Annotated in this window: 13 protein-coding genes; 7 read left to right on the top strand and 6 right to left on the bottom strand. The window is 69.4% G+C overall.

Annotated elements, in window-relative coordinates; translation table 11 throughout:
• Positions 1-97: 97 nt before the first annotated feature.
• The 4 genes from ACGFJ2_RS02070 to ACGFJ2_RS02055 all read right to left on the bottom strand — a co-directional run bounded on the left by ACGFJ2_RS02070 (position 98) and on the right by ACGFJ2_RS02055 (position 13,154).
• Positions 98-745 carry a dienelactone hydrolase family protein gene (locus ACGFJ2_RS02070; RefSeq protein WP_393463661.1) on the bottom strand — a complete coding sequence of 216 codons (648 nt, stop codon included), beginning with the start codon at positions 743-745 and terminating at the stop codon, positions 98-100.
• Positions 746-759: 14 nt separating this feature from the next.
• Positions 760-2,772: an erythromycin esterase family protein gene (locus ACGFJ2_RS02065; RefSeq protein ID WP_357941409.1), complete on the bottom strand. Its 2,013-nt coding sequence runs from the start codon at positions 2,770-2,772 to the stop codon at positions 760-762.
• A 188-nt stretch (positions 2,773-2,960) separates the two neighbouring features.
• Positions 2,961-9,071, bottom strand: a complete 6,111-nt coding sequence (locus ACGFJ2_RS02060) for an RHS repeat-associated core domain-containing protein (RefSeq protein ID WP_393463659.1) — start codon at positions 9,069-9,071, stop codon at positions 2,961-2,963.
• Positions 9,072-9,092: 21 nt separating this feature from the next.
• Complete coding sequence (locus ACGFJ2_RS02055; protein ID WP_393463657.1) at positions 9,093-13,154, bottom strand: LamG-like jellyroll fold domain-containing protein; 4,062 nt, start codon at positions 13,152-13,154, stop codon at positions 9,093-9,095.
• A 479-nt stretch (positions 13,155-13,633) separates the two neighbouring features.
• Between ACGFJ2_RS02055 and ACGFJ2_RS02050 the strand changes: the two genes are divergently transcribed.
• The 5 genes from ACGFJ2_RS02050 (at position 13,634) to ACGFJ2_RS02030 (ending at position 17,916) form a co-directional block, all read left to right on the top strand.
• On the top strand, positions 13,634-15,142 hold the full coding sequence (locus ACGFJ2_RS02050) for a serine/threonine-protein kinase (RefSeq protein WP_357941403.1): 1,509 nt from the start codon (positions 13,634-13,636) through the stop codon (positions 15,140-15,142).
• 179 nt (positions 15,143-15,321) lie between these two features.
• On the top strand, positions 15,322-15,546 hold the full coding sequence (locus ACGFJ2_RS02045) for a type II toxin-antitoxin system VapB family antitoxin (RefSeq protein ID WP_225289512.1): 225 nt from the start codon (positions 15,322-15,324) through the stop codon (positions 15,544-15,546).
• Positions 15,543-15,944: a PIN domain nuclease gene (locus ACGFJ2_RS02040; RefSeq protein ID WP_357941401.1), complete on the top strand. Its 402-nt coding sequence runs from the start codon at positions 15,543-15,545 to the stop codon at positions 15,942-15,944. The genes ACGFJ2_RS02045 and ACGFJ2_RS02040 overlap by 4 nt, the downstream gene beginning before the upstream one ends.
• Before the next feature lie 136 nt (positions 15,945-16,080).
• Positions 16,081-16,560, top strand: coding sequence for an Rrf2 family transcriptional regulator (locus ACGFJ2_RS02035; protein ID WP_357941399.1), 480 nt, complete (start codon positions 16,081-16,083; stop codon positions 16,558-16,560).
• A 90-nt stretch (positions 16,561-16,650) separates the two neighbouring features.
• A complete protein-coding gene (locus ACGFJ2_RS02030; RefSeq protein WP_393463654.1) occupies positions 16,651-17,916 on the top strand; it encodes an MFS transporter in 1,266 nt (421 codons plus the stop codon).
• A gap of 69 nt (positions 17,917-17,985) precedes the next feature.
• Here ACGFJ2_RS02030 and ACGFJ2_RS02025 read toward each other — a convergent pair whose 3' ends face one another.
• Positions 17,986-18,747: an alpha/beta fold hydrolase gene (locus ACGFJ2_RS02025; protein ID WP_393463652.1), complete on the bottom strand. Its 762-nt coding sequence runs from the start codon at positions 18,745-18,747 to the stop codon at positions 17,986-17,988.
• Entirely contained in the window at positions 18,741-19,328 is a 588-nt protein-coding gene (locus ACGFJ2_RS02020) for a TetR/AcrR family transcriptional regulator (RefSeq protein WP_393463650.1), read from the bottom strand. Before ACGFJ2_RS02020 ends, ACGFJ2_RS02025 begins: the two co-directional genes overlap by 7 nt.
• A 322-nt stretch (positions 19,329-19,650) precedes the next feature.
• On the opposite strand from ACGFJ2_RS02020, the gene ACGFJ2_RS02015 reads away from it, so the two are divergent.
• Together ACGFJ2_RS02015 and ACGFJ2_RS02010 are read left to right on the top strand one after the other, a co-directional pair.
• A complete protein-coding gene (locus tag ACGFJ2_RS02015) occupies positions 19,651-21,186 on the top strand; it encodes an aldehyde dehydrogenase family protein (protein ID WP_393463648.1) in 1,536 nt (511 codons plus the stop codon).
• 107 nt (positions 21,187-21,293) lie between these two features.
• Positions 21,294-22,724, top strand: coding sequence for a CehA/McbA family metallohydrolase (locus ACGFJ2_RS02010; protein ID WP_393463646.1), 1,431 nt, complete (start codon positions 21,294-21,296; stop codon positions 22,722-22,724).
• Positions 22,725-22,757: the final 33 nt, after the last annotated feature.

Below are 22,757 nucleotides of genomic sequence, written 5' to 3'. Positions count from 1 at the left end.
CTTTACGCGCGTACGCCTGTACCGCGAATAGACGCTAGTGCGCGACGGACCCGACGGAACCACGCTTCACCGATCGTCGAAACGATCTGCTGACACCTCAGAGGCGGGTGACGAACCAGTCCGTGGCCAGCCGGGCCACCTGCTCGAGCGTGCCGGGCTCCGCGAACAGGTGAGACGCGCCCGGCACGATCTCCAGGCGGACCTCGCCGGGCATCCGCCGCATCGCCCGGAGGTTGAGGTCGATGACCGCCGGATCCTCGCCGCCGACGATGAGCAGGGTGGATTGGCGTACCCGGGTGAGGACGTCGTCCGCCAGATCGGGACGCCCGCCTCGGGAGACGACGGTCCGCACCGCGTCGGGCCGCTCCGCCGCGGCGACCAGGGCCGCCGCGGCGCCGGTGCTGGCGCCGAACAGGCCGATGCCGAGCTCCGCGATCCTGGCGTCGGCCCTGGCCCAGTCGGTCAGCGCGGCCACGCGGTCGGCGAGCAGGCCGATGTCGAACCTGAGCTCGCCGGTCAGCGCGTCGCGCCGTTCCTCCGCCGTGGTCAGCAGGTCCGCCAGTACGGTGACCAGGCGAGCAGCCTGGAGCCGCCCCGCGACGTAGCGGTTGCGCGGGCTGTGGCGCCCGCTGCCGCTGCCGTGGGCGAACAGCACCGCTCCGCGCGGCTCGGCGGGCACGGCGACGTCGGCGTCCAGGGCCACGTCACCGATCGGGATCCGCACGCCGGCTTCCGCGATGTTCATGATCCCTCCCGAGGCTAGACCGCGAACGGGTACGTCTCGGGCGCCTCGCCCCGCTCCCAGACGGCGGTCCGCTCGAGCGGTTCCAGCGCGCGGGTGTCGTCGATATGGATCAACGCGTCGAACTCGTCGGCCACCCGGGCCTGGAAGTAGTGGCTCTGCCGCTCGGTCTGAGGCCGGTAGATCACCCCGATGGCCCGTTGCAGCCGCGCCGTCCGCAGCACGTCCGCGGCGGGCTTGGCCACGTCGAACCAGAGCAGGAACTCCCCGCTGCTCGCCTGGTGCAGCAGCTCCTCCACGCTGCCGGGCAGCGCCGGCCGGACCATCTTGCGCTCGGCCGGACCGCCCCAGTCGTCGGCGGCGGTGACCGTACCCGAATAGGTGGTGAAGCCGATCAGCCGGCATTCGCCGGGGTGACGCTCGCGGATCAGCCGGCCGACGTTGAGCTCGCCCCGGGCGCCCATCTCGGTCGCCCGCGCGTCGCCGAGGTGGGAGTTGTGCGCCCACACCACCAGCTTGGCGGGCTCACCACGGACGCGGCCGAGATGGTCGGCCAGTGCGTCCAGGGCGTCGGCCATGTGCTCGTCGCGCAGGTTCCAGGAGGAGATCCGGCCGGTGACCATCGAGCGGTAGTAGCGCTCGGCCGACCGTACGCTCACGGCGTTGCGCTGGGCGTGGAACAGCTCGTCCTCGGCCGGCAGACCGTCTTTCCTGGCGTAGTCGTACGCGTGCCGCTGCAGGTCGGCGAGCTGGGCGACCACCTCTTCCTCGCACGACTCCCCCGCGCCGAAGGCCGCCGCCAGCCCGTACGACTGGGCGTCTCCGTCGGCGTGGTCGAAGCACGCGTACCGCTCGCGGGCCCGCGCCGCGGCCTCAGGGGAGACCCGATCGAGGTAGTCGATGACGTCCTGCATGGACCGGTACAGGCTGTACAGGTCCAGCCCGTAGAAGCCGGCCTTGCGCGTCTCGTCGCCGACCCGGTCGTTGTGATCGCGCAGCCAGCCGACGAAGTCCACGACGGCCGTGTTCCGCCACATCCAGGTCGGGAAGCGCTCGAAACCGCGCAGCGCCTCCTCCACCGTCTCGTCCTCGCCGCGATCGCGTACGTAGCGGTTCACCCGGTAGGCGTCCGGCCAGTCGGCCTCGACCGCCACGCCGTGGAAGCCGCGTTGTTCGATGAGCTTCCTGGTCATCTCCGCCCGTGCCGCGTAGAACTCGGCGGTGCCGTGCGAAGCCTCCCCGATCAGCACCAGCCGGGCATCCCCGACCAGCCCGAACAGGGTCTCGTCCGGGGGCACGCCGTTCTCGACGACCGCGGCGGCCATGCGGATGATCGCCGCCTCGGACCGCCCGCCGCCCGCGCGCGTACTGTTCGTGTTCCCGGGTCGTGCCGCGGCCCGCAGCAGCTCCCGGACCTCTTCGTCGGTGACCTGGTCGAAGTCCCAGTAGGCCTGCCCGACGGCGAAGAACGGGGACGGCGTCGTGGCGCACACGACCTCGTCCACCTCCAGCCGCAGCTCCTCGCAGGTCGAGCTGGGCGCGGCCGGCACCGCCACCACGATGCGCTCCGGCCGCAGCCGCCGCACCGCGAGCAGGGCCGCCCGCATGCTCGAACCAGTGGCCAGGCCGTCGTCGACCAGCATGACGGTCCGTCCGCTCAGCTCCGGCATCGGCCGCCCCTCGCGATAGGCCAGCTCCCGCCGTACCAGCTCGCGGCCCTCCCGCTCGGCCGCCCGCCGCACGACCGACGGTTCGATGCCGAACCCGCGGACGACCTCCTCATTGAGCACGATCACCCCGCCGCTGGAGATCGCCCCCATCGCGAGCTCCTCGTGCCCCGGCACGCCGAGCTTGCGCACGAGGAACACGTCCAGCGGGGCCTCCAGCGCGGCGGCCACCTCGTAGGCCACAGGTACGCCGCCGCGCGGCAGCCCGAGCACGATCACGTCGTCACGATCGCGGTATTGAGTCAGTAGACCGCTCAGTGCCCGTCCGGCGTCCCGGCGATCACGAAAGGTGTGATCTGCCATAACCGTCCCACCCGTCTCGTGCCGGAGCATGTGACCTGCTCCCTGCCCCTCCCCTTCCCTCCCGTGGACAATCAGTCCCCCTCGAACCCATCATTCGCCGGGCAGCGGTCCGAGCTCGCCGGAAGGCTTCCGGCGAGCTCGGACCGGGGATAAGCCGGTGGGTCGTGGGCCCTATACGGCTGAAATGCTCAGCACGTTACGCGGTCGCACCCATTGGCAGATCTCTGTCTCCCATGCCATTCTCTGACCGTGGTGTCCGTGAATGGGAACCAGGTGATCGCGAGGTCGAGTCCGGCAAGGCCTAATTCACCAGCCTTATTACCCTTGAAAAAAGTTTCGCCGAGTAGGAAGGTCGCTGCGCTCAGGGAGCCCCCTAAACAGGCGATGTCGTCCCCACGGAAACACCCGATAACGCTGTCCGCCGTTCCGAGTGCCCAGAGAGCTTTTGACGCGAGGCACACCCAGCCGAAAACACACAACGCACTGGCGATCGCACCGAGCGTGCCGAGGATCTTGCCGCGGTTCTCCCACACCCACCCGAAGAAATTGCCCAGCCTGTCGAGACCCTGTCTGATCGCATTTTGGACCAGATGTTGCCAGTCTATCTTCAGGAGGATCCCATACCAGAAGCTTTTGTCCAGCAGGATCCGCCAAGGGTAGTCGCCCTTGTAGTCCTCGTATCCCGGCCCGTGCGGGCCCGAATAGTCCTCGTATCCCGGGCCATGGGGGCCGTTATACGGGACGTACTTACCGAGATTCGGATGGGTTCTGCCCCAGGAACGTAGACTCCGGGCGAGTTTCTTCTTCAGCTTGATCTGCTGCTCGGTGTGCTTCCGCAGGGCACTTATCATCCGCTTCTTGGCAGCGGTGCGGTGCTTCGTGAGTGCCTTTTTGAGGCGATCCTTGGGAGAGGAGTAGCTCAGCCCGTCGGGGTCGCTCATCGTGGCCGGGTTGTTGTTGCTGTAGGCGTAGGCGTTCATCTGTTGCGGGTCGTACGGGTCGATGATCGGGTCGACCGAGAGGAACCTGCCCATCGCCGGGTCGTATTCGCGGGCGCCCAAACGAGTCAGCCCGGTTTCCGGGTTCGCCGTGCCGCCGACGAAGCCGCGGTCGCCGGCGGCCCATGCGGTGGCCGCTCCTCGGGGGTCGCCGAACAGGTCCAGCCGGCGGGATGTCGCGGCCAGGGTGGTGGCGTTGACAGCGGTCTGGGAGGTGCCGTGCTGGTCGGCGACCGTCCAGGTGAAGCCGTCACCGGTGCGGGTGCCCAGGTCGTCGTAGTAGCGGGTTCCGGTGGTGGAGCCGGTGGCGGTGTTGAGCCGGAGCTCGCCGCCACCGACGAACAGCGTCACCGAGCCGGGATCACGCCGGATGAGCTGCCCTCCCTGAGCGTCGTAGAGGTAGGAGGTGACCTTGCCGCCGGCGGCGATCGATGCGAGCAGTCCCTCCTCGTCCCAGGTCAGGGTCTGCGGGCCACCGGGCCCCGGCCGGCTGGTGGTGTTGCCGGCCGCGTCGTAGCCGTAGGTCGTGGCCGTCGAACCCGTGGTCGTGGCGGTCACCGCGTGCGGCCGGGCGACGCCGTCGCCGGCGTTGGGGTAGGAGTAGGCGGTAACGGTGTCGGCGGTGCCGGCGACGCCTTTGACGGTCTTGGTCTTGCGGTTGCCGGTCAGGTCATAGCCGTACTGGTGCCAGTAGGGCGCCGGGCCGCCGATGGCCGACGCGGACGGTGTGGTCGCGCAGGTGTCGGTGCCCTGGGTCCAGGCTTCGGTGATCCGGCGCAGGTAGTCGACAGTGAAGCACTGGGTGTCCTTGGTGGACCCGGCGGTGCGGTCGGTGATGCGCGTGACGTTGCCCGCGGGGTCGTAGCCGTAGGTGAGGTCGTTCACCATGACGCCGTTGACCTGTTCGCGTTCGGTGAGCGCCTCGGTGATCCGGCGGGTGCCTTCCTCGTAATAGGTGGTGCGCCACAGCCGTTTCGCGGCGGGACCGAGCTCACGCTGGGCGACCTCGCCCAGCTCGTTGTACTCCGTGTCGGTGAGGTAGGTCAGGTCGCCGCTCACCGTGTCCGGCCGGCCGAGGTCGTCGTAGCCGTAGGTCAGCGTCTCCTGCTTGAGATCGCCCAGCTTGGGCACCGTCTTGGTGGCGGGGCTGCCGTCGACGGCGTACGTGAGCGTCGTGGTGTACGTTCCGGCGAGCTGCTGTTCCCTTGGGGGGATGGTCACCGACGCGGCTTCCGGGCGTCCGGCCTCGTCGTAGCCGGTGACCTCGTTGAGGTAGGCCTGCCCGTCCACGTACCGGGTGGCAGAGGTCAGCGCGCCCTTGGCCAGCGTGTCGTAGACGGTCTTGGTCAGCAGCGGCCCGGTCGCCGAGTCCAGATGGGTCTCCACGGCGCGCCCGAGCGTGTCGTACACCGACGCGATGGTCTTGCCGCGCGCGTCGGTGGTGGTCAGCAGCTGATCGGCGTCGTCGTAGGTCATGGTCGAGGGGCCCTTGTCCGGGTCCTCCGCCTTGGTCTTGCGGCCGAGCACGTCATAGGTGTTGCGCCACACGTTGCCCGCCGGGTCGGTGACCTTGGCCAGGTCGCCGGCCTTGGTGTAGGCGTAGCGGGTCACGTCGTTCGGGCCGCTCAGGGTCCTGCCCTGCCACTGCACCAGTGCGTAGACCTGGTCGCGGGCGTCGGTGTACGTGGTGGTCACGGTCCCGCCCTGGGGTGGGATGACGCTGACCCAGTTGGCGCTGTACGAGGTCTCCGTGCGCCATCGCTCGCCCATGGTGCCATCGGGCTTGAGCGTCATGGTGATCTCGGCCCGCTTGCGTTCCGCGCCGTCGTAGGTGGTGACCAGCGCGTTCGGCACGTTGCCGCCCTCCGGCTGGTACAGCGTCGTCCCGGGGGCGTCGGCGTGGTGATAGGGGGCCCGTTTCACGCTGACGAGGCCGCGCGAGTCGTACAAGGTGTCGGTCAGGATCCGGCCCCCGCCGGGGCTGACGGCCTGGGTCTGCCGGGGGCGTAGGAAGCCGTCGTACAGCGCGTACGTCACGACGCGGTTGCCGTTGGGGCCCAGCGTACTGGTGAGCACCCAGTTCGGCCCGCCGCTCCGCCGCAGGCCGTACTCATAGCGCGTGTTCGGGGAGTCACCGCCCGCCTCGGTACGGCCCGGCTGGTACACCTTCACCAGCCGGCCGAGGGCGTCGTAGGTCAGCGAGGTGATCCGATCGTTGGCGTCCTTCTCCTGGACGGTGCTCCCCCACGCCGGGTCGAGGGTGGTGGTCACCGTGTGGCCGAGCGGGTTGGTCACCTTGGTCTCGGTGGTCAGCCCGTTGACCTCGGTGTACGACGTCGTGGTCAGCCGGAGCAGCGCGTCGCGCGCCTCCTTGACCCGGCCGTAGGAGTCGAACGTGGAGGTGTCGCTCACCCGATAGGCGGGCGTGGATCCGTTGTAGGACTTGGCCTCCTCTGTTTTGGTCACGTCTCCCCGGAGCGGCGGCATGCCGAACTCCTGCCCGTCGTACGACAGCCGCGTGTCGGAGATGGCGTCGGCCGGGTAGGACGGGTCGGTGCCGCAGGCCACCCCGACCGTCGTGGTCCTGCTCGGCAGCTCCACCAGCATCAAGGCGACATTCTGCGCGTACGTGGTGACGGTGCACTGATCATCGGAGGTCACGGCGACGTCGCCGAGGTCGTTGACCTTGGTGGGGTTGCCGTAGTCGTCGTAGGTCGTCTCCACGCGGGTCACCCGGTAGGTGCCGGTGGTGTAGCGATCGCGGGTCTCCGTCCGGGCGGTCTCCACCTGATTGGCCTGGAGACTGCCCTGGGTGGCGGTGAGCCGGGTCCACGGGTCGTTGATCGCGCCGGTGACCTCGTTGACGCCGTCGTAGGTGATCTGCTCGCGCAGGAAGCCCTTCAGCGGCTCGGCGTCGGCCAGCGCCACGCCCGCGGAGTCGGTGACGTTGGCCTGCTTGGCGCCGCCGCCGGTGTTGAGCCGGTCGCCGTTCATGCCGCGGAAGTACAGGTACTGGGTCTTGGACTCGGGTTTGTTCTCGTCGTTGGCCGGGTCGCCCTTGCGGACCACGACCTTCTGGAACCCGCGCCAGTCCGACCAGGTGCGTTGGTTCTCGGGCACCAGCGGGTTGTCGTTGTACGCCCAGGCGCCGCCCCCGACGTAGTCATAGCTGGTCACCATGTCCTTGGTGTCGGTCACCAGATCGTCCTGGACGACCTTGCTCACCACGTATTTCTGGAACCAGTCGTTGACCGGCGTGGTCGCGGGCGGCATCGTCCACCGCTGCGGGAAGCAGCGCTTGATGTTGGTCTCCGCCGCCGCCGGCAGGGCGCCGGGGGCGCAGTCGGGCGGCGCGTAGCTCACGTTGATCGCGCCGCCGGACTCGGAGACGATGCTGGTGATCCGGGGTTTGTTCAGGGCGGGCAGGCCGTCGGCGACGAAGTTGACCCGGTTGGCCATCATCGTGCCGTCGAACGTCACCGCGTCCAGCTTGATCGCCGTACCGGCCAGTCCGGTCTGGGTGACGCTGTTCAGCCACAGCGCCTTGTCGCCGGTGCCGTCATTGGCCGGCGGATAGGTGTAGGCGAATTCCCACTGGTCGACGCCGCGGTAGTTCCCGCCGCCGGTCGACACCTGGGTGGTCACCTTCGCCAGGCGCTTGGTGGACCAGAACGTCGGCGAGTACCTGTCCGCGCAGGCGATCGACGCGCAGTCGGTGTCCCACGGCACGTCCGGCCAGACAGCGGTGGTGTGGGTGGCGCAGTTCTGGTCGGGCACGCAGCGGTCGGCGGAGTCGAGCACCACCCGGGCCGGCGCCGGGCCGGAGTACTCCTGACCGGCGCGGGTGCCGTAGTCGATGCGCGCCAGGGTGCCGCCACGGGTGTAGGTGCCCGTGCTCGCGCCGTTGTTCTGGGCGTACCGGTTGCTCTCCTGGTTGTAGAAGTAGCTCATCGAGTCGCCGTGCGCGTCCACGACGTAGTCGAGGTTCCAGCGGTAGGCCTGCTGGCACGCCGAGGCGGCGAACGTGGTCGCCTTGCACGGCTCGTCGGTGTCGTTGCCGTACACCGGCACCGTCCAGGCCGACTGCGTGATCTCGCGCCCCGTCGCCCAGCCGGGCAACCGGTTCAGGCCGAAGAAGTACTGCGTGCCGTCGCTGGTGGTGACCTTCCAGTACTCGCCGTTGTCGTCGCCGTTGGCCTGGGGATCGGCACGGAACAGGTGCTCGACCCGGGTGCCGTCGTCGTCCTCCGGCCGCCACACGCCGTTCTGGTAGACCAGCGGCCCGGACTGCTCGCCGAAGGACAGGGTGGCGTTCTCGGTCTCCCAGCACAGGTCGCCGGTCTTGGTCTGGCCGTTGTTCCCGCCGAGATCCTCCGCGCAGCTCTTGTACGACCGCTCGATGAACCCGGGCGCCAGGTTCCAGCCCTCACCCACCCACGACGGCTGGTTGTTGGTCGCCACGGTGTGCCCGTCCACCGCGCCGGAGGAGTAGGAGAGCGCCAGGGGCGGGTCGAGCTCTCCGGGCACCGGTGGCGTCCGCATCGGGTACGACCAGGCGAAGTCGCCGCTCTGGGTCGAGACCTGCCACTGACTCGACGGGGACAGTGAGGTGGCCTTGTAGTCGCCCTTCGGCCCGTTCGGCGCCGCGGTCAGCGCCAACGTGCCGCCCGCGTCGCCGACCGACACCTCGGCCGACACCGTCGCGGCTTTGAGGTCGTTGCGTACGGCGGTGACCGGTGTCTGATCGCCTGAGGCCGGGGCGAGCCGCAGGCGGGACGCCCAGTCAGCGCCGTACGCGTCCTTGAAGGCCGAATAGTCGACCGTGACCGTCACCGGCCCACGCTCGGCCTTGCCATCCGATCGCTTGATGGACACGAGCAGCCCGGACACGCCGGCCTTGTCGGCGGCGCTCCTGTCGAGCACCTCGACCTTCACCCGCCCCGGCCCGGGCCGCCCCGTGGCCGCCACCCACACGGGCAGCGACCCGGCCCTCGTCTTGGCGGCCGCCGCGGCGCGACCCGACAGTGTGACCTCGGCGGCCCCCGCCTCCGGCCAGTCCGCCTTGGCGGCGGGCCGGCGGCCGGACGCCGCCTCCGGGTCGGGCCGGGCGGCCGGCGGCGCGAAGTCCGCGCCGGGCACGGACTCGACCTTGTCCGGCTCGCTCGGCTTGATCGGCCCTTGGAGGGCCATGACATCCACGACCTGGGCCGGTGTCGCCCCGGCCGGAGTGCTCGCCATGAGCACGACGAACAAGCAGGCCAAGGCCGTGATCGGCCACAGCCGCCATCGGTTACGGCGCATCAGTCGAGATCCCTTTCCGGGTCAGAGTCCAGTGACGGCGAAACCGAGGGAGCGGTCCTGCGTCTGTCCCTCGCACTTGGGATCACGTGAGTCGAACAGATCGCCCCAGCTCGCCCGGCAGCGGAACAGCTCGACGCCGACGGCGTTCGGCGCCCCGGGCACGGACTGCGGCGCGCTGGTCCAGATGAAACCGAGCCTGCGCACGACCGTCTTGCCCTCACAGGCGGCGTCGGCGGAGGTGAAGGTGTCGGTGCCGTCCTGGCAGCTCATCAACGCCGTGGTACCGGGCAGCTGGGTCATCGACAGGGTCCCCATGTTGCCCTCCGGACGGTAGTTCGCCGGCAGCCGGGCGGTATCGCTGGCGTGGTCGTACGGATAGCCCGTCGTGTTGTGCCTGATCAGGTGGGTGTAGGCGCGCGTGTAGCCGAGCTCGAACTCCTTCGTCTGGCCCTCACACCCGGGGTCCGTGGAGGCGAAATGTCCCACGCCGGGGAACTGGCACCGGTAGACCAGGCGCGTGGGCACACCGGCGGGCGGCGTGATGTAGAAGCGCCCGACGCTGCCGAGGTTGAGGTAGGTGCCGCAGTTGTCCGGGTTGAGGAAGTAGTCCGCCGTCCCGCTACGGCACGAATAGATCACGCGGGTGTTGGGCTCGTCCGCCCCGGCCGGCAGGCCGAGGGAGAACTCGAAGTGCGAACCCGCCGGCACCGGCCCGTCCGTCACGATGTGCGGCCCTGCGAGGTTGACGTACCGGGCGATCTGGCTCCCGTAGAGGCTGCGTCGCTTGGTGACGGGCTGCGCCTTGTCCGCCTTGATCTGGTCGGCGGTACGGACGCCGGTCCACGCGTGCACGTCGTCGACGTCTCCGGCGAACGGTGTCGCCGCCGCGCTGTTCTGCCGTCCCCGGCCGATCTGGAAGGCGCCGGTGGCGTTCACCGTGGCCGTGGCCTTCTTCCAGGCCACCTTCGCGCCGTCGACATAGAGCTGGATCTCCTGGGCCGCCGGGTCGTAGACCCCGGCCAGATGCGTCCACGCCCCGGCCTGCGCGCTCTCGCCCGAATCGGCGCTGAGGGCGGTCAGCTGGGTGTCGGTCGCCGACTGCGGCAGCGCGAACGACCACTTGTGGGTGTCACCGCGATAGCGCAGCTGGAAGCCGCTCCCCTGGCCGGCGTCCTGGCTCAGGACCGTCCGCCACTGATCGTCGGCCGCGTCCAGCCTGGCCCACGCGGTGACGGTGAAACCGGCGTCGGTACGGAGCACCGGCACGCTGGTCGCCAGCGTCTCGGTGCCGCCGCCGAACCGCACCGCCCCGGTCCCTACCTTGCCGGTGGTCCAGGAGGCGGCACTGCCCAGGGCGCCGACCCGGTAGCCGCCGGACACCTCCTGCGCCGTCGTGCCCGTCCCGTCGTCGAGCGGCAGGAACAGCTCCTCGGCCGCCGGGCTGCCGGCCAGGTCGTGAATCTCCTCGGTGGCCAGGGTCCGGTCGTAGATGCGCACCTCGTCCAGCGAGCCCGGCCAGTAGTCGACCGGCCCGGCGGCGTATCGGGCCCGGCCCAGCTGCACCGTCCCACTCGCGCTCCACGGTGTGGTGTGAGCGGCGGGCGCGCCGGCGACGCCGTCCACATAGAGCTTGATCTCCTTGGCGGCGGCGTCGTACTCGCCGACCAGATGGGTCCACCGCCCGGCGACCGCCGGGCCCGCCGATTCCGCGACGTGACGCGCGGCGGCGTCGGCGTCGGAGGCCGGCATCATGAAGTTCCACTTCTTGGTGTTCGGGTTGTACTGCAGGAAGAACCCGCTGATCCGGGTGCCGTCCTGGCTGAGCGCCGTCCGGTAGGCGGTGTCGAGCCGGTCCAGCTTCACCCAGGCCGAGACGCTGAACGTCTTCGCCGTGTCCACGGTGGCGCCGCCCGTGGTCTCCGCGTAAGCGGTGCCGCCGTCCAGCCAGAGCGCGTCACCATGGCGGCCGGTCCGCCAGCGCGCCGCTGCGGAGAGGGTCGCGTCGTGCTGGGCGGGCGACTCGTCGACGGCCTTGGTCTCGACGTACCCGTCGAGCTTCCAGTGTCCCCTCGGCGGCGTGCCCGGCCCGACGATGAAGTGGTAGCGGTACAGCGGCCCCAGGTTGTCCGCGCGGTCGACGCTGCGGGCGTACAGGTCCAATGAGCCGTCTTCCGGCGGTGTGACCAGTATGTTCGCGCTGCCCGAACTGGCGGTGACGGAGGAGAAGGTGTTCTCCTGGCCGTACAGGGAGTACTCGAACCCCTTCACGTCACTGACGCCGTCGGCGCTCAGCGTGAATCCGCCGGTGCGTCCGATGCCGCCGCCTCTGGGGCAGGGGTCGTAGTCCGGTGGCGGGCATTCGGGGTAGGTCACCGAAGTGACCTTCGGCGCCTTGTCCGGGCCCTTTCTGTCGATGGTGACGTCACACCACTGTCCCCACGGCCCGAAGTCGACGCCGTCGGCGCCCCGTACGCGATAGGCCAGATTGGCGCCGTCCGCGGCGTTCGCCGTCGGCACGTCCATGGTGAAGGTGGAGCCGGACGCCTTGTACTCCGTGGCGGCCACCCCGAGCCGCGCGCCGAACCTCGTGTACCACTCGAACTGGGCCTGCACCGGGCCGCCGTCAGGGTCGGAGACGACCGCCGACATCTGCGGCCCGCGCGGTCCCTTGTTGGGGTCGTTGTCGATGTAGGGGTTGATGTACGGCTCGTTCGGCTGCACGGCGCACGCGGTGTTCTCCACCGTCTGGCCGGTCGGCGGGCTGGGGTAGCTGTTGTACGTGATGACCAGGCTGGGGTTGGTGTTGAACTTCTTCCAGCCGTACGCGTCGCCCTCGTTCGCCGCCTTCAGCATGATCGCCGTGAGGCCGTTGTTGTACGTCACCGCCGCGTTGACCGCGGCGGTCGCGTCGAACCCGACCCAGTTGCCGGGGCAGGCGGAGCTGTAGCCGTAGGCGACGTTGACCGTCCCCAGGCCGATCGGGCCGCCACCGGGGAAGGGCTGGTTGTTCCAGGTCGTCCCCGCGCTGACGGGGTTCGTCCCCCACGCCTCGACCGGCCGGGCCGAGCATGAGGGGGCGTAGTTCTCGAAGGCGTTGAACTCCGCCACCTGTACGTGCTTGCCGACCATGAACGACGCGTCGTACTGGAAGTATGAACGGGACACCCCGATGCCGTTGCAGCCCGCCCAGTTGCAGTAACCGACCTTGGCCAGGTTCTCCCCGTCACCGCCCCAATAGGCTTGCGACGGATGGCCGGACAGCACCATGGCGAACCCCGTCTGGCCGGCGGCGAAGTCCGGATCGATGTACATCGGGAACGTCGCCGCCGGATCGGTCAGCAGCTTCTTGTCCGGCCGCAGGACCAGCGTGTCCTTGCCCAGCTCGAGCTCGCCCACGGCCCGCCTGGTGGCCGACGGCGTCGAGTCCCACGTCATCGGCGCGCCGGACCCGAAGACCTGCTTCCCCTTGTCGTCGTAGGCGCCGATGTTCCCGTGCCCGTCGTCGCGTACCGACACGCCCTTCGCCGCCAGGCCGAACGTCAGCTCGGCCAGCTTCGGATTCGCCGCCGCGGCCTTGTCCTTCACCACCAGCACCTCGGTGAAGCCCTGTGCGGTGGCGGTCATGCGCAGATCCACCCCCGGGATGACGTCGGGGTACGTCGCGGAATCGCGGCTCACCACCGGCTTCGGCAACGGCGCCGGCCAGCGCAGCTCGACCTGTGCCTTGCCCTGCCCGAGTCGTACGAGCGGCTGGTCGCCGCCGCCGGAGAAGACGACGGGAACCGTGGTCGCGCCCGGCTCCACCCCGCCGTCGGCCCGCTGCCGCAGCGCCGTGTCGACCGGCACCCACCCGGAGTCCCGCTTGACGCGGACCGGGATGGTCCGCAGCTCGGCCGTGAACGATCCGTTCGGGTTGGCGTAGACGTCCCGGCTCTCGGCCTGCTCCGCGGTCACCGCGACCCGCTTACCGGACCGCTTCGCCTCACCGACCGCCCAGGACGCGGAGCCCACCGGATCGTTGACGGTGAAATTTGTTGAACTCGCCGTAACCGCCGACGCGCTCGCGCCAGCCGGTGCCGCCACGGGTAATAAGCCGGCGCATACGGCCGTCAATCCCACGAGCGGAGCACGCAAACATCGCCACACTGTGTCTCCAAAAGGTAATCGGGGGCAGCCTGAAACGGCCCTGTTGAGCTGCCGGTTCGACAGAAGAGGCCGCACGTTTCGGCCAGGCTCAGTGTCAGCCGCCGAAGATCCTTGAGCCAGGGCATACACCGGACATTTGGCGGACTTTGTCCTGCCTCATGCACCAGGTCTGGCCGGGGGCCGTGACATCACTCGCGGTGATCTCAGGACGTACGGGACACGTCGTGTCCCGGTAGCCGCTTTCCGGCTCGGCTGGTGGCTCGGTTGGTGGCCGTGGTTACGTCCAGTCCGGCTCTGATCACCATTCGCTGACGCTCGCGACCCGATCCCTTTACTATCTGATGTGCCCGCGCTGAGCCGGATATCGACAGGAGACGACGGATGGTCGGAAAGTCCGGAACGTCGGCAATGGCACTGTGAGGCGGCTCGCGGGTCGCTACCGGCTGCTGTCGCAGCTCGGCCAGGGCGGCATGGGCACGGTCTGGCGGGCGACGGACGAGCTCCTTCGTCAGGAAGTGGCCATCAAGGAGGTGCGGCTCCCGTCGGACCTCGACGAGGCATCGCGAGCCGAGCTGACCGAACGCACACTCCGTGAGGCGCGCGCCGCGGCGACGCTGCGTTCCCACCCGTCCATCGTCACCGTGCACGATGTGGTCCTCGACGACGACCGGCCGTGGATCGTCATGGAGTTGGTCCGCGGCCGCTCCCTCGACCGGGCCGTACGCGACGACGGCCCGCTGCCGCCGCACCGGGTGGCCGAAATCGGCCTGCGGATGCTCGACGCCCTCACGGCGGCGCACGCGTCGGGCATCCTGCACCGGGACGTCAAACCCGCCAACGTCATGCTCACCGACGACGGACGGGTGCTGCTGACCGACTTCGGCATCGCGACCGTCGCCGGAGACACCGGGCTCACGCAGACGGGGATGCTGACCGGCTCGCCGGGCTACATCGCCCCGGAGCGTCTGCGAGGTGAGGCCGACGGCCCGCTCGCCGACCTGTGGTCGCTCGGCGCCACCCTGTTCACGGCGGTGGAGGGCGGCCCGCCGTTCGCCCGCCCGAACGAGGCCGCGGTGCTGGCCGCGGTGCTGATGCAGGAGCCTGCCCCCTTCCGTCTGGCCGGCCCGCTCGCCCCCGTGCTGGCCGCGATCCTGGACAAGGACCCGGAACGCCGCTGTCCCCCGGACGAGGTGGCCGGGTGGCTGGAGGCCATCTCGCGCGGAGATCCCGCGACGGGCCCGGCTCCGAGACAAGAGCGGACCTTGCCGGGCCGCTCGCCTCAGCGCCCGCCTCGACTCGTCCGACCCCAGGTCCTCGTGGGGGCCGCGCTGGCGGTGGTGCTGACCGTGGCAGCGGGGGTCGTGGTCGTGCCGATCCTGTTTCCGAACATCGTCCGCCTACTCGGCTACGCGCTCACACCCCGGACCACCTACTCCGCGACACCGAGGTTCAGCCCGTCGTCGCCGACGACGGCCACACCGCTGATCACCCGCGACTTCGAGGCATGTGACCTGCTGACCAACGCCCAGACGCGCTCGCTGTTCGGCACTGCGATGAAGCGCCAGTACGTGCTCGACTCTTCCTGCGGCTGGTCCGCGGCGGACGGCACCGGCCTGCGCGTCATGGCGTTCCGTCTGCCCAATGCCTCGGCAGCCGGTCTCTACTACGAGGGCCTGGTCAAGTACATGAAGGACGAACCGAAGCGCAACCCGGGGACCAAGCTCCGCAAAGGGCCGAAGGTCGGCGACGAGGCGTACAGCTATTCCCAACGGCGCACCTGGGGGTTCGCGCCCTACCAAACCCACACCGCCTTCCGCCTGTTGAACGTCTCGGTGGTCATCGACGTCTCTGCCCGGCAGCCCGGTCACGCCACTGCCGATCGAGCGGCCAAGCTCGTCGCGGCGTCCGTCAACAGATATCGGTAGCCCGGTATCCGCACGTCCAGTAGCCGATTCTGTCGACCTGCCGCTTCTCACTCGATCACCACACGTCGACATCCACGCCGATCGCGATGGTCCGCAGGGCGACCCGTTGCGGCGAACGGCCACAAAAGCCCGCTGCTGATATACTAATTCTGATTCGTATATACAGGCGAGGTGGTGTCATGACCAAGACCCTGATCGACCTCGACGACGAAGCCTTGGCCGAGGCCGCGAAGCTCCTCGGCACCTCGTCCAAGAAGGACACGGTCAACGCCGCCCTACGAGAGATCGTCGACCGACGCAGACGGGCGGCGGCCGTGGCTCGCATGCGCGAGATGGTGGCCGCTGGAGAGATCGACTTCTCCGTCATCGACAAGGGTGACAGCGCGCAACAGGGCGTGGCGTGACGGAGCTCTACCTCATCGACACCAGCGCATTGGTCCGCTTCTACCGCCGCCAGGTCGGGACAGAATGGGACCAGACCGTCTCCGCCGGGCTCGTCGGCATCTGTGAGCCGGTCAGACAGGAGTATCTTCGCGCCGTCGGCGGCCGACCCGCCTTCTATGAGGTCGGCAATCTCCTCCACGAGACCTTTCCGTACTACTTCATCCCCGAATCGGCCTGGAACGAGACCGGCGAGTTGCAGCGCGAACTCGCCGACAAGGGCTGGCACCAATGCGCCTCGCCGGTCGATCTGCTCATGGCGGTAACGGCCCGGCACCACAAGCTCACCGTGCTGCACGCGGACGCCGACTTCGACACCATCTCCCGCCTGACCGGACAGCCGGCGCGCTGGATCAGCTGACCGATCGTCCCCTGTCGCCGCGAAACCGCCCTATATCGCCCTTCGCCGGTTAATTGATCGCGCCCCGGACCCGTTCCGGGACATGCGCCCGCATCCGCGACGAGGCCGGCGAATCGGGACATGTAATATCCCTGATATGTTCATGGGCGAGGGCGTCGAGTGGGGCCTGCACTGCTGTCTGGCACTGGCATGGCTGGAAGAACAGGCTCCCGTGGCCACGAGCCAACTGGCGGAGATCTTCGAACTCCCGCCCGCCTACCTCAAGAAGCGGCTACAGCCGCTGGTCCGGGCGGGCATCCTGGCGTCCACCCCAGGCGCGCGCGGCGGCTACCGCCTGGCCCGTACGCCCGAGCGCATCACGCTCATGGACGTCGTGAGCGCGATCGAAGGCTCGGCCGAGGCGTTCCGCTGCACCGAGATCCGGCAGCGCGGCGCCGGCGCGGAGACCCCGGCCCGGGAGTTCGAACGCCCATGCGGCATCGCCACCGCGATGCGCCGCGCCGAGCTGGCCTGGCGGCGAGAGCTGGCCGCTCAGACGCTCGCGGACCTCATCGCCGCCAGCCCTGCCGGCGCCCCCCGCCGAGTACAACGCTTCCACCAGCGGCTCGGCAGCTGACGGCTCGGCCCGGTCAATCGGCCGGGCTCTCTTACGACTGACAACACAGCCTGGCCGATCGGCCAGGCTCTCTTACGAAGGAGAATCGGGATGCCAAATGTCTCGATAATGGGCGGCCAAGCCGCCGCACCTACCGATCGTGTCGGCCGGGGCAGGGCGGCCCACCAGCGCCCATTCCGGCAGGGCGGACTGGGCCCGGTCCTGGTCCTGGCCCTGGGCACCTTCTCCGTGGGCACCGACGCCTTCGTCATGGCAGGCTTCCTGCCCAGCACCGCCGCCGACCTCGACATATCCACCGCCACGGCCGGACAGGCCGTCACGGTCTTCGCCGCGGCCTACGCCTTACTGTCCCCGCTCCTGGCCACCGCGACCGCCCGCACCCCACGCCGCGCGCTCTTGGTCACCGCCCTACTCATCCTGGGCTTGGCCAACCTCGGCTCCGCCATGGCCCCTGACTTCGCGCTGCTGATGGCCTCCCGGATCGCCGCCGCCGCAGGAGCCGCCGCGTTCACCCCGAACGCGGGCGCCGTCGCCGCCACCCTCGTACACCCGGAACGACGAGCCCGAGCACTGGCCGTGGTCATCGGCGGGCTGACCATCGCCACCGCACTCGGCGTGCCGCTCGGCGACCTGGCGGGCCACTGGCTGGGCTGGCGCTCCGCCCTCACGCTGGTCGCCGGCCTCTGCCTGATCACCGCGATCGGCGTGGCCCTCCTGCTGCCCACCCTGCCCGCCAACCCGCCGGTCCCGCTACGCACCCGACTGTCCGTCCTGGGCAACCCCGCAGTCCGCGCCATTCTCCCGCTGACCGTGCTCGGCATGGCAGCCGCCTACACGGTGTACGCCTACAGCGTCCCCGCCCTGTACGCCGTCGGGATCAGCCCCTCGGCCACCGTCTGGGTCCTGGCCCTGTACGGGGTGGGCGCCGTCGCCGGCAATCTCACCGCCGGATACGCCACCGACCGCTGGGGCAGCGTCCGCGTCCTGACCACCGGCTACCTGACGATGGCCACGGGCCTGGGCCTTCTCGGCGCGATGGCCGCCACCCACACCACCTCCCTGGTCATGGTCGGCCTACTCGCCATGGCCTGGGGCGCGGGCAGTTGGTGCCAGACACCGCCGCAACAGCACCGGCTGATCGCCGTCGCCCCCCAAGAGGCTCCGCTGGTCGTGGCCCTGAACTCCTCCGCCATCTACGTGGGCATCGGCGCCGGAACCCTCCTCGGCGGACTGACTATCTCCTCGGGCACCACGACCATGTACGCCACCGCCACCGCCCTGGCCATCCTCGCCCTGACCTACCTCCTGGCCACCGCCGGCAGAGCTCGGGGGAAGAAATCCGAAGACACCCCCTGACCGGCTTGGTGCTCAGTCTGTGGGCGCTTGGTTCTCGGCGCGCTCGGTGCGGACGATGGCCGGCTGTGATCAAGTACCTGTCAGGAAGGCCAGCGCGTCGGGGGCGAAGCGCTTGTCGGTGAATGTTCCGCTATGGCTGCGGCCTGGGTAGACGACGAGTTGAGCGCCGGGGATGCCCTCGACCGTCCGCCGGGCCAGCTCCAGCGGGTAGACGAGGTCCTTGTCGCCCTGGATCAGCAGCGTGGCCGCCTTGATGTCGTGCAACCGGCCGCACAGGTCGAAGCCGTCCTCGGCGTTGAGTACGGTGACGGCGTCCGCGTGGTCTTTCTGGCCGCTGTCTGACAGCCACAGCAGGCCTTTGAGCAGTCTTTGCCCAGTGGCCGATTCGGTGACGATCTCGGCCAGCGCGGGGCTTGGCCGCCTGCCTTGGCGTGCGCGTTCGATGTAGGCGCGCTGGGCTCGCTTGCCGACCGGGCCGAGAGTGCAGGCCGTGCCCGCGAGGACCAGGCGGTCAACCAGGTCGGGATGGTCGGCGGCGAGTTGCAAGGCGATGGAGCCGCCGGTGGAGATGGCCAGCATGTTCACCGGGCCCTCGAAGGTGGTTTTGATCGCTTGCGCATAGACGGCGGCGAGGTCGGGCATCGTCGTGGTCGGTGGCAGCCCTGGTGGGCGGTTGACAACATAGACGGTGAATTCCTTGGTGAACGGTCGTACCATCCGCATCGTGGACCAGCGCGCCAGGCCCGTCGGGTTGGCCGCTTGCGGGGTGTAGAGCAGGACGACCAGGGGCGATCCTTCACCGGCCGACAGGTAGGGCAGGCCGTTCAGCATGTGGTGATCCCTTCTGTGACCGCGTCGATCAGGCGGTCCATCACGGCCGGGTACATCTCGGCGCCCAGCTGTTCGGCGTGCAGCGGGGTAAGCAGGACCGCGCGCAGGACGCCTAGCAGTATCTGAGGGTCGCCTTCCAGATGGGCGTTGAGGAACTGGAGCAGGTCGGCCATCGGGCCGCCCGCCGCGGCGGCCATGCGCTCAGGGGTGAGCTTGGCCGCGACAGCGGCCATTTCCTGGGGGTGGGACATCAAGCGGCGGTAGAGCGGATTGGTGTCGAGTTCGGCGACGGTGGCGTGCAGGAAGCGCCGCAGCGCGTCGCGAGTGTCACTGCCGCGGTTGAGGCCTTCGTCGATCACGCGCCGCCGTACCTCCTCGCTCTGCCTCAGCATCGCCTCGAAGTACAGGTCTTCCTTCGAGGCGAAGAAGGCGTACAGCGAACTCTTGGCGATGCCCGCAGGAGCGGTCAGCTCTTCCAGGGACGTCTTGCGCAACCCTTGGGTCGAGAAGAGGCGGGTGGCGGTGTCGAGTAGCTGCTCGGTGATCCGCGACCGCTCTTCTGCGGAGAATGCCGATGGCACAGTATCTCCATATGAACAGATTGGTTTTTTGTTCACAGTGTAGCGCTCGGCGGGCAGCCCGACGCAAGCCGCCACCTGCGCCCTGAGAGGGCCCGCCGGTCAAAGGACGTGCTGATGACCTTGCCAGGCACTTCCTGGCCCCAGACGGTCAACCCCCGGGGAGCACGAGGGGCCGGGGCCCCTCGCCGGGGCGGAGCCCCAATGAGCACAGTCTGAGCGCAGCGAAGCCCATGCTTGTGAGCAGGGGAAACAGCCTGAGCGCAGCGAAGTCCGTGCTTGAGGGATGATGGGCTGTGGCTGAGGACCAAATGAGGAGGCTCCGGTGACTCGTCAGATCGTCTCCGTTGTGGGTGGCAAGGATGCCGCCGGCACCGACACGTACGAATCGACCAACCCCGCACGCATCGCCGAGGTCGTCGCCCGCGTCGGCCTGGTCGATGCCCAGACCTTCGCCGACGCCTGCCGCACCGCCAAGGAGGCGCAGCGGGAGTGGGCCAAGGTGCCGGCTCCGGTGAGGGGGCGGGTGATCGCGTCGATCGGGCGGCTGGTCGAGGCCAATGCCGAGGCGCTGGCCCACCTGGTCACCCGGGAGATCGGCAAGCCGTACGCCGAAGCCCTGGGTGAGGTGCGGGAGATCGTTGACACGTGTGACTTCTTCCTCGGCGAGGGCCGCCGGCTGTACGGGCAGACCGTGCCGTCGGAGATGCCGGACAAGAAGCTTTTCACTTTCCGTAACCCGGTAGGCGTGGCGGCGGTGATCACCGCCGGCAACTTCCCGGTCGCGGTGCCGTCCTGGTATCTGGTTCCGGCGCTGCTCTGCGGCAATGCCGTGGTGTGGAAGCCGGCCGAGTACGCGGCGGCCTCCGCGCATGCGATGTACCAGCTGTTCGCCGCCGCCGGGCTGCCCGACGGGGTGCTGAACATCGTGTTCGCCGACGGCGTCCAGACCTTCCAGGGGCTGGAGCTGGCCCTTGAGGAGGGCACGGTGCACAAGGTCGGGTTCACCGGGTCCAGCGAGGTCGGCAGGAAGATCGGGGAGCTCACCGGGCGGCATCTGCAGGCGGCCTGCCTGGAGCTGGGCGGGAAGAACCCGATGGTGATCATGCCGGACGCCGATCTCGATCTGGCCGTCGAGGGGGCGCTGTTCTCCGGCTTCGGTACGGCCGGTCAGCGCTGCACCAGCCTGGGCACGGTCATCGTGCATGAGAGCGTGCACGATGAGTTCGTCGAGCGGTTCGCCCAGGCCGTACAGAACGCCAAGATCGGTGACCCGGAGCAGGACGTGCTGGCGGGCCCGCTGCTGGACCAGAAGTTCGCGGATCGGTACGAGGAGTACCTGACCTGGATCCAGCCCCACCACCGCGTCGTGTCCGGAAATATCGGGAAAATCACTGACGACGCCCCGCGCCGCGACTTCACCGGCGACGGCGGCCTCTACTACCACCCCGTCGTGGTCGATGGCGTCAAGGCAACCGACCAGCTGTTCCTGGAGGAGACGTTCGGGCCCATCGTGGGCGTGACGACCTTCGAGACGATCGACGAGGCCATCGAGCTGGCCAACCTGCCCGGCTACGGCCTGTCCAGCTCGATCTACACCACCGACGCCCGGCACGCGTGGAAGTTCCGCGAGGGCATCTCCGCCGGCATGGTCAGCGTCAACAACTCGACGTCCGGCGCCGAGGCGCACCTGCCCTTCGGTGGCAACGGCAAGTCCGGCAACGGCAGCCGCCAGTCCGGCATGTGGGTGCTCGACCAGTTCACCCGCTGGCAGGCGATGAACTGGGACCACTCAGGCCACCTGCAGAAAGCCCAGATGGACGTCGCGGACATCGCACCGGATATGAACTTCCGGCTCTAGGTCCTTCTACTTTGAGGGAAGAAAACCACCCCGCCGGGAAGCACGCGCTTCCCGGCGGGTGATGGTCGTGTCACGATGACGGCGCCTTCGATTACAGGGAGAAGCCGATGCGTGACGATCCGACACCGTTAACCGAGGCGCCGACCACCCCGGCGTCGTCGACCAAGGCGCGGACTGCCCGACGGACGACCCAACGGGCTGCTCAACAAATCGCCCAGCAGACCGCGCAGCGGACGATCCGGCTGCGGGCCGGCTTCCCCTGCCGCTGGAGCGTCTGGAGCGCCGACGGCAAGGGCTGGTTCCCGCGCGACACCCCGCCGGCCCGCGACCTCGACGGCCTGCCGTACTTCCACGGCGACGACCTGGTGCTCGACGTCCCACGCGAACCGCTGACGGTCAGGGCGGCCAGAGGCATGGAGTACGACTGGGCGGAGACGACCCTCGTGCCGGGCGACGGCGAGACGCTGGTCGAACTGGCGCCGCGCCGCATCTACGACGCGGCGGCCCGCGGCTGGTACGGCGCCGACCTCCACGTCCCCCTCAACCAGCCGTGCTGGTACGGCGCCGACCTCGACGTCCCCCTCAACCGGCCGTCCCAGTGGGTGGCCGACTCGCAGCACGGCGAGGACCTGCACGTGGTCAACCTGCTGCCGGGTGACCAGGACGCCGTCGAGCGCTGGTCGGGGCGCGATCTGCCGTGGTCGGACGAGACGCACGTGGCCAGGGTGGATCTCGCCCACCACGCGCTCGGCCCCGAGGAGGGCTACGACAACGTCCGCAAGCTGCGCGAACGAGGCGCGCTCATCGGCTACGCCAACGCCTTCCGCGGTCCGGTCGAGACACCCGAGCAGCTCGTCGGCGACGGCGATCCGGGCTACGACGCGCGGCTGTCGGTGGTCGACGCGGCGCTCGGCCTGGTCGACAGCTTCTGCTCGGCGATCGGCTCGGACCGCGCCTACCGCAGGCTGATCGGCGCGGGCAACCGCGTCGCCGCCGTAGCCGGTACGGGCCATCGGCTCGGGCCGATCGGCCGCGAACGCACCTATGCGCACGTAACCGGGCCGCTGACCGCCGAGTCCTACGCCGACGCGGTACGGTGCGGCCGCACGTTCGCCACAACCGGCCCCTTCCTCGAGCTGTCCATCGAGGGCCACGGCCCCGGCGCCACCCTCGACCTGGCCCCCGGCAGCAAGGTGCGCGTCGTCGGGCGGGTGATCGGGCCGCTGGTGGAGAACGTACGGCTGCTGACCGCCGACGGCGAGCTGGCCGCGGGCCCGACCGGTGAGGTGGCGGCGGAGCTGACCGTGATCTGGCCGACCTATGTGGTGGCGGTCGCCGAGGGCGGCGGGCAGGTACGGGCGCACACCAGCCCGGTCTACCTCGACGTCGAGGGCCGGCGGGTGGCCAGGGAAGAGGATGTGACGTTCTGCCTGCGCTGGCTGGAGCTGCTCGAAGAGCTCATCAGGAACCGGGTGAGCGCCGGCTACCTGGCGGTCGTGGAGGAGGCCCGCAGGGTCTACCAGTCCCGCCTGGCGTGAGAGACGGAGGAACGCGGGCCCCATATCGGGGGT

The organism is Nonomuraea sp. NPDC049028 (assembly GCF_043197735.1).
Lineage (GTDB): Bacteria > Actinomycetota > Actinomycetes > Streptosporangiales > Streptosporangiaceae > Nonomuraea.
This window is presented reverse-complemented; position numbering and strand designations above follow the sequence as displayed.